The sequence below is a fragment of the Devosia sp. genome, assembly GCF_041917035.1.
Classification (GTDB): domain Bacteria; phylum Pseudomonadota; class Alphaproteobacteria; order Rhizobiales; family Devosiaceae; genus Devosia_A.
The window spans coordinates 1-6,417 of record NZ_JAYRYM010000214.1 but is presented as its reverse complement, the minus strand read 5'-3'; the positions used below and the strand labels follow the sequence as shown (position 1 = coordinate 6,417).

7 protein-coding genes, 1 tRNA gene and 1 pseudogene are annotated in these 6,417 nt (G+C 66.3%); 4 read left to right on the top strand and 5 right to left on the bottom strand.

Features of this window, described 5'->3' with window-relative positions:
- Positions 1 to 201, bottom strand: a pseudogene (locus tag ACE3TU_RS17415) (amino acid ABC transporter substrate-binding protein); the annotation flags it as partial.
- Between the two features lie 215 nt (positions 202 to 416).
- Here ACE3TU_RS17415 and metC point away from each other — a divergent pair.
- Entirely contained in the window at positions 417 to 1,601 is a 1,185-nt protein-coding gene (metC, locus tag ACE3TU_RS17410) for a cystathionine beta-lyase (protein ID WP_374626485.1), read from the top strand.
- Between the two features lie 31 nt (positions 1,602 to 1,632).
- Here the strand turns inward: metC and ACE3TU_RS17405 are convergent, their stop codons facing one another.
- Positions 1,633 to 2,361: a phosphatase PAP2 family protein gene (locus tag ACE3TU_RS17405; protein ID WP_374626483.1), complete on the bottom strand. Its 729-nt coding sequence runs from the start codon at positions 2,359 to 2,361 to the stop codon at positions 1,633 to 1,635.
- A gap of 93 nt (positions 2,362 to 2,454) precedes the next feature.
- Here ACE3TU_RS17405 and ACE3TU_RS17400 point away from each other — a divergent pair.
- The 3 genes from ACE3TU_RS17400 (at position 2,455) to ACE3TU_RS17390 (ending at position 3,790) form a co-directional block, all read left to right on the top strand.
- A tRNA-Pro gene (locus ACE3TU_RS17400) sits at positions 2,455 to 2,531 on the top strand.
- Positions 2,532 to 2,547: 16 nt separating this feature from the next.
- Complete coding sequence (locus ACE3TU_RS17395; protein WP_374626481.1) at positions 2,548 to 2,853, top strand: ETC complex I subunit; 306 nt, start codon at positions 2,548 to 2,550, stop codon at positions 2,851 to 2,853.
- 13 nt (positions 2,854 to 2,866) lie between these two features.
- A complete protein-coding gene (locus tag ACE3TU_RS17390) occupies positions 2,867 to 3,790 on the top strand; it encodes a TraB/GumN family protein (protein WP_374626479.1) in 924 nt (307 codons plus the stop codon).
- Here ACE3TU_RS17390 and ACE3TU_RS17385 read toward each other — a convergent pair.
- The 3 genes from ACE3TU_RS17385 to ACE3TU_RS17375 all read right to left on the bottom strand — a co-directional run.
- Positions 3,777 to 4,928 carry a Gfo/Idh/MocA family protein gene (locus ACE3TU_RS17385; RefSeq protein WP_374626476.1) on the bottom strand — a complete coding sequence of 384 codons (1,152 nt, stop codon included), beginning with the start codon at positions 4,926 to 4,928 and terminating at the stop codon, positions 3,777 to 3,779. The genes ACE3TU_RS17390 and ACE3TU_RS17385 overlap by 14 nt on opposite strands.
- A gap of 145 nt (positions 4,929 to 5,073) precedes the next feature.
- A complete protein-coding gene (locus ACE3TU_RS17380) occupies positions 5,074 to 6,129 on the bottom strand; it encodes a sugar phosphate isomerase/epimerase family protein (RefSeq protein ID WP_374626474.1) in 1,056 nt (351 codons plus the stop codon).
- A gap of 182 nt (positions 6,130 to 6,311) precedes the next feature.
- The coding region (locus ACE3TU_RS17375; RefSeq protein ID WP_374626486.1) for a DUF933 domain-containing protein at positions 6,312 to 6,417 on the bottom strand (106 nt) is incomplete at its 5' end.

Genomic DNA, 6,417 nt, shown 5'->3' with positions numbered 1-6,417 from the left:
GAAATCCACCTCGAGACCGGTCCAGTTGTTGTTGGCGTCCGGAGCGGAGAAGCCGGGGACGCCACCGGTCACGCCGCACTGTACGTACCCCTTGGCCTTGACCGCATCGAGCGTGGCCGAGGCGGTCGTCTGCGCCACGGCGGCCGTCGCGGAGAGGCCGAGGCCTGCCGCGAGAGCGACGGTGAGAAGCTTATTGAGCATTGTTGTTGCCTTGTTTCCTGACCCTGTTTGGACCGGCACGCCTGGCTGGCAGCGCGTACCGGCGGCACCGCCGCCTTGGAGGGCGGGAGTGATGCTGCTAGCATCGAAGCGGCAATTGACGGTTGCGTCAAGCTCTATGGCCGAAATGGGGCAGCACGGCTGACTGTTTTTTGTTCACCAACCACCAATGACTGCATTTTGAGCAGGATCTCGACATGACCTCCAGTGCTGGGAAAGACGCCCGAAGTGCGTCCCCGGAAACCATTCTCACGCATAGCGGACGGAGGACGGACGAGCAGTTCGGCTTCGTGAACACGCCGGTGTATCGCGGTTCGACAGTGCTGTTCAGAACCCTGGACGATCTCGAGGGGACGGGCGCCCCGTACCGATACGGCCGCACCGGCAATCCCTCGACCCAGGCGGTCGAAACGGTGATCACCGAGCTAGAGGGGGCGGCAGGCACCGTGCTGGCGCCGTCGGGTCTCGCCGCGATCAGCACCGCCCTGCTCTCAGTCGTCTCGGCCGGCGACGATATCCTGCTCAGTGACTCCGTCTACGAGCCGACCCGTCTGTTCTGCCGCGAAACCCTGGGGAGAATGGGGGTCACCACGCGCTTCTACGACCCCCGGATCGGCGCCGGCATCGCCAACCTGGTGACCGACAGGACGCGCCTCATCTTCGCCGAAAGCCCCGGATCGCTGACCTTCGAGGTGCAGGACCTGCCGGCCATCGCCGCGGTTGCAGGGCCGCGGGGGATCGCGGTGATGGTGGACAACTCCTGGGCCACCCCGCTCTTTTACAAGCCGCTCGCGCTGGGCGCGGACATCGTCGTGCATGCGGGCACCAAGATGTTCATCGGACACTCCGATGCGATGTTCGGGACGGCATCGGCCAACGCCGAATGGTGGCCCCGGTTGCAGCGCACGCATCGACTGGCCGGCATCTGTGCCTCGCCGGACGATGCCTACCTCGCGGCACGAGGGCTGCGGACGCTGGCTATCCGGATGAAGGAGCAGCGCGAGCGAGCACTCGAGCTGGCGCGCTGGCTAGAATCGCACCCTCTGGTCAGCCAGGTGCTGCATCCGGCACTCGAGAGCCACCCGGACCATGCCCTCTTCCGTCGGGACTTCACCGGCTCGGGCAGCCTCTTTGCCATGGTGATCGAAGAAAAGCCGCGGGCGGCACTGGCTGCAATGCTCGACGGACTTGAGCTGTTCGGCATGGGCTACTCATGGGGCGGCTACGAGAGCCTGTGCATCCCCATCCACCCCGAGCGCATCCGCACCGCGACGCCGTGGACAACCAAGGGGTGCATGTTCCGCATCCATGTCGGCCTAGAGGGCATTGAGGACCTGAAGGCAGACATGGGGGCAGCGCTGGAGCGCTACGCCGCAGCCTAGCAACGGTTGGTGGCCGCGCGGCGCGCGAACGTCACGGGCGGCGGAACAGCGCCGCAACCGCGGAGAAGGGCTGGCGGACGATGCGTCCGCCCTCGGCCGTGAAGAGCCAGTTGCGCGACGCGAAGGCGTTGCGGACGGCGTAGGCGCCCAGCGTGCCGAGCACGGCGCCGGCCGTGACGTCGGTGAGGTAGTGCGCCCCCACGACGATCCGGGAAAAGCCGATCAGGACCGCCACGGCGAGTGCAGGCAGCGCCAGGCGCGGGAAGAGGAATGCGGCCACCATTGCCAGCGCGAACGACGTGGTGGCGTGCCCGGACGGAAAGCTCTGGTAGTCGTAGTCCGACAGGTTCCAGCGAAAAGCGAGCGGAAGTTCCGGGTGATAAACCTCGGGCCGGCCGCGACCGATGAGGCGCTTCAGCAGGGTGGAGGCCAGGCCCGGCAGGCCCACCCCGAGGAAGACGAAGCCGGCCACGGCCGCCAATTGTCCGAAGCCGGCGCGGAGCCGGGGCATCGGCAGGAAGCGCAGCAGCAGGAAAGCGACCAGTAGCACCAATGAGGGGTAGAGGATCCAGTCGGACTCCCCCCATTGCGTCAGCCAGCCGAAGCCGGCCCGGACCGGCTCGGGCAGCCCGGTGCCGAAGATGGAAAGCGGTCGATCCAGCCAGTAGAGCGCCGCGATCAGCAGGGCGAAGCCAGCAATCAGCAGCACGCCGTTGCGACGACTGAAGCCGGGTGGCCAGGGGAGAGTGAGATCGAACATGGCTGCTTGTCATGCGTTTTGCCCCGGCGCGTCAACCGCCCCTGGCCGCTGCTTGCTCTTTGGACCAAGTGACGGTATCGGAATGTCCACAGTCGGGGCATAGCTCAGCCTGGTAGAGCACCGGTTTTGGGAACCGGGGGCCGAGTGTTCGAATCACTCTGCCCCGACCATTCCACGAGGACGACGATGACGGCACGTATCTACCGACCTGCGCCGAACGCGATGCAGTCCGGACGCGGCAAGTCCAAGGCCTGGGTGCTGGTGCACGAGCCGGCGTCGCCGCGCGAGATCGAACCGCTGATGGGATACACCTCGACCACCGATACGCGGGCGCAGGTCAGGTTGAGCTTCGACACGCTCGAGGAGGCCGAGGCCTATGCCCAGAAGAACGGCATCGCCTACCATGTGCTCCCCGAGCACCGCTCCACGCCGAAGCGGACGAGCTATTCGGACAACTTCCGTTCCGATCGCCGGACGCCCTGGACCCACTGACGGCTTCGGCGCGATGCGCTCGCGGCTGCGAGGCTTCGCCCTTGCGACGTGCCTCGTCCTGGGAGCGAGCCTGCCCGCGGCAGCCGAGCCGGCGATGTGGCGGGTGAGCGACGACGACAGTCACGTTTGGCTGTTCGGCTCGATCCACCTGTTCAGCCGCCAGATGAACTGGCGCACGCAGACCTTCGACGCCGCCCTGCAGGATTCCGAGCAGGTCTGGTTCGAAATGGTCTTCGACGCGGCCGCCTATGCCACGATCGCCAGGCTGACCATCCTCGACGGCCGCCTGCGCGGCGGCCAACGGCTGAGCGAACTGCTCACCGAGGACCAGAACGAGCGACTCGACCGCGCCATCGCTGCCGCCGGACTCGATCCGCTGATATTCGACCGGCTGCAGCCCTGGATGGCCGAGGTGACGCTGTCGAGCGGCAGTGTTCAAGGCACGACCGCGGGGGTCGACATCCTCATCGACGCCGAGGTGTCACCCGACAAGAAGCGCGGCTTCGAGACGGCCGAAGAGCAACTGGGCTTCTTTTCCAGGGTACCGCTCGACCAGCAGATCGAGGGATTGATGGCGACGATCGACGCGCTTCAGGCGGGTGGAGTCGAGCGGCAGCTCGCCCGCATGACCGATGCCTGGGAGAGCGGCGACACCGAGGCGCTGGATGCCCTGATCCGGCAGGAAATGGGACCCGCCGACGGTGTGCGCTATCGCCGGTTGCTGACCGACCGCAATGTTCGCTGGGTTGCGACCATCGAGGACGTTCTCGCCGAGGACGTCGACTCGATGGTGATCGTCGGGACCGGCCACCTTGTCGGCCCCGACGGGCTTCCCGCGCTGCTGGGGCAGCGCGGGTTCACTGTCGAACGGATCGGCCAGGTTCCGGCCAACCCGGGCGGGCCGGCCGTCGCCTCCCCGACACCTAGACGTCGCTGAGCCTCGTCCACTTGCCATCGTTCTGGCTGGAATGGACGGAAGCCATGATGAACTCCATGCCCTCGACGCCATCGGCGAGGCTCGGCAGAAGCCCGGCCACATCCTTGCCCTCGCCGCGGATCACCTGGGCGAACTGGCTGTAGAGCGTGGCGAAAGCCTCGAGGTAGCCCTCGGGGTGGCCTCCGGGGATACGCACGTTCATCGAAGCCGCGGGCGGCGCGGAGATGGCGCCGCCGCGGGTCAGCAGCTGCTTGGGTTTGCCGAACTCGGTGAACCACATGTAGTTGGGATTGTCCTGACGCCATTCGAGCCCGGCCTTTTCGCCGTAGACCCTGAGCTGCAGGCCGTTTTCGTTACCCACCGCCACCTGGCTCGCCCACAGCATGCCCTTCGCGCCACCGGCGAAACGCAGCAGGATGTGGACATTGTCATCAAGCTTGCGGCCCTTGACGAAACTGGTGAGATCGGCACTTACCGCCTCGGTCTTCAGGCCGGTCACGAAGCGCGCCAGGTTGTAGGCGTGGGTGCCGATGTCGCCGATCGCGCCGCCGGCACCGGAGCGCTTGGGATCGGTGCGCCAGGAGGCCTGCTTGTTGCCCGGATCTGCGGCGTTGGTCAGCCAATCCTGTGGGTACTCGACCTGCACGACCCTGATCTTGCCCAGCGCACCGGACTTCACCAGTTCACGCGCCTGCCTCACCAGCGGATAGCCGGTGTAGTTGTGGGTCAGCAGGAACTTGGCGCCCTTTTTCGGCTTGATCGCCGCCAGCGCCCGCGCGTCGTCGAGCGTCGACGTGATCGGCTTGTCGCAGATCACATGGATGCCCGCCTCGAGGAAGGCCTTGGCCGGGCCGTAGTGCATGTGATTCGGGGTCACGATCGAGACCGCCTGGATGCCATCCTTGCGGGCGGATTCCCTGGCGGCCATCTCCTCGTAGGAGGTGTAGATGCGGTCCTCGGCGAGGCCGACGTTCTTGCCGGACTCGATCGCCACGTCGGGGCGTGACGACAGGGCCCCCGCCACGAGCTCGTAGTCGCCGTCGATGCGGGCCGCGACGCGGTGAACGTAGCCGATGAAGGCTCCCGTGCCGCCGCCGACCATGCCCAGACGAATGCGCGATGCGCCGTTCTCTGCCATTTTGTTCCTCTTCCCTCTTGTTCGATCGGTCCGCTGCCTGGCCCTCGCCCGGTCACCCCGGCGAAGGCCGGGGCCCAGCTTGAGATATCTCGGGATGGGTCCCGGCCTACGCCGGGATGACACCGAGTTCGGGGCAGCGCGGTGACTAGCTCAGCCCGAGCATGCGGCGATTGGCGGCCGTGTCGGTCCCCGACGCGGCGAAGTCGTCGAAGGCTTTTTCCGTCACGCGGATGATGTGGCTCTGGATGAAGGGGGCCCCCTCCTCCGCGCCCTGCTCGGCCGACTTGATGGCACATTCCCATTCGAGCACCGCCCAGCCATCAAAGCCGTAGGCGCTGAGCTTGCTGAAGATGCCGGCGAAATCGACCTGCCCATCGCCCAGCGAGCGGAAGCGTCCGGCCCGGTTCACCCAGGACTGAAAGCCGCCATAGACACCCTGCTTGCCGCTGGGGTTGAACTCGGCGTCCTTGACGTGGAACGCGCGAATGCGCTCGTGGTAGAAGTCGATGTAGCTGAGGTAGTCCAGCTGCTGCAGCACGAAGTGGCTCGGATCGTAGAGCAGGTTGGCGCGCGGGTGGTTCTTCACCCGTTCGAGGAACATCTCGTAGGTGACGCCGTCGTGCAGATCCTCACCCGGATGGATCTCGTAGCAGGCATCGACGCCATTGCGATCGAACTCGTCGAGGATCGGCAGCCAGCGGCGGGCCAGCTCGTCGAAGGCCTCCTCTACCAGCCCGGCAGGACGCTGCGGCCACGGGTACAGATAGGGCCAGGCCAGCGCGCCCGAGAATGTGGCATGCGCCTTCAGCCCCAGGTTGCGCGATGCCTGGGCCGCCCACTTGACCTGCTGCACGGCCCACTCGGTGCGGGCCTTGGAGTTGCCGTGCACCGACTTGGGGGCAAAGCCGTCGAATGCGGTGTCATAGGCTGGGTGGACCGCGACCAGTTGACCCTGCAGGTGGGTCGACAGCTCGGTGATCTCCAGCCCGTGGCTGTTCACCCGTCCCTTCAGTTCATCGGCATAGGTCTTTGACGTTGCAGCCTTCTCGAGGTCGATGAAGGCCGAGACCCAGGTCGGGATCTGCACGCCCTTGTACCCGAGGTCCGCTGCCCACCGGCAGATGTTGTCGAGCGTGTCGAACGGCGCCTTGTCACCGGCGAACTGGGCCAGGAATATCGCCGGCCCCTTGATGGTGCGCATTGTCAGTCCTCCCTAGGCGGCCGCCTCCGGCCGCTCCGTGTACGTACCTCAGTCGGTAACCCCAGCGCGCCGTCCGCTTGCTCATCCAGCCGGAACGTGCCGCCGGGCCACTGACATGTCAGTCCTCTACCTTGACTGCGGGCACTGAACTGTCAAGGCGAACAGCAGCGGCAGGCCGCCGCTCAGGTGTTGAACTTGAACAGCATCACGTCGCCGTCCCTGACGACGTACTCCTTGCCTTCGTCCCGCGCCTTGCCGGCCTCCTTGGCCGCCACTTCTCCCCCAAGC

What these genes read in the sequence shown, in the direction of transcription:
- metC (WP_374626485.1), top strand. Translation starts at nt 417, where the DNA reads ATGACCTCCAGTGCTGGGAAAGACGCCCGAAGTGCGTCCCCGGAAACC.
- ACE3TU_RS17405 (WP_374626483.1), bottom strand. Translation starts at nt 2,361, where the DNA reads ATGTTCGATCTCACTCTCCCCTGGCCACCCGGCTTCAGTCGTCGCAAC.
- ACE3TU_RS17395 (WP_374626481.1), top strand. Translation starts at nt 2,548, where the DNA reads ATGACGGCACGTATCTACCGACCTGCGCCGAACGCGATGCAGTCCGGA.
- ACE3TU_RS17390 (WP_374626479.1), top strand. Translation starts at nt 2,867, where the DNA reads ATGCGCTCGCGGCTGCGAGGCTTCGCCCTTGCGACGTGCCTCGTCCTG.
- ACE3TU_RS17385 (WP_374626476.1), bottom strand. Translation starts at nt 4,928, where the DNA reads ATGGCAGAGAACGGCGCATCGCGCATTCGTCTGGGCATGGTCGGCGGC.
- ACE3TU_RS17380 (WP_374626474.1), bottom strand. Translation starts at nt 6,129, where the DNA reads ATGCGCACCATCAAGGGGCCGGCGATATTCCTGGCCCAGTTCGCCGGT.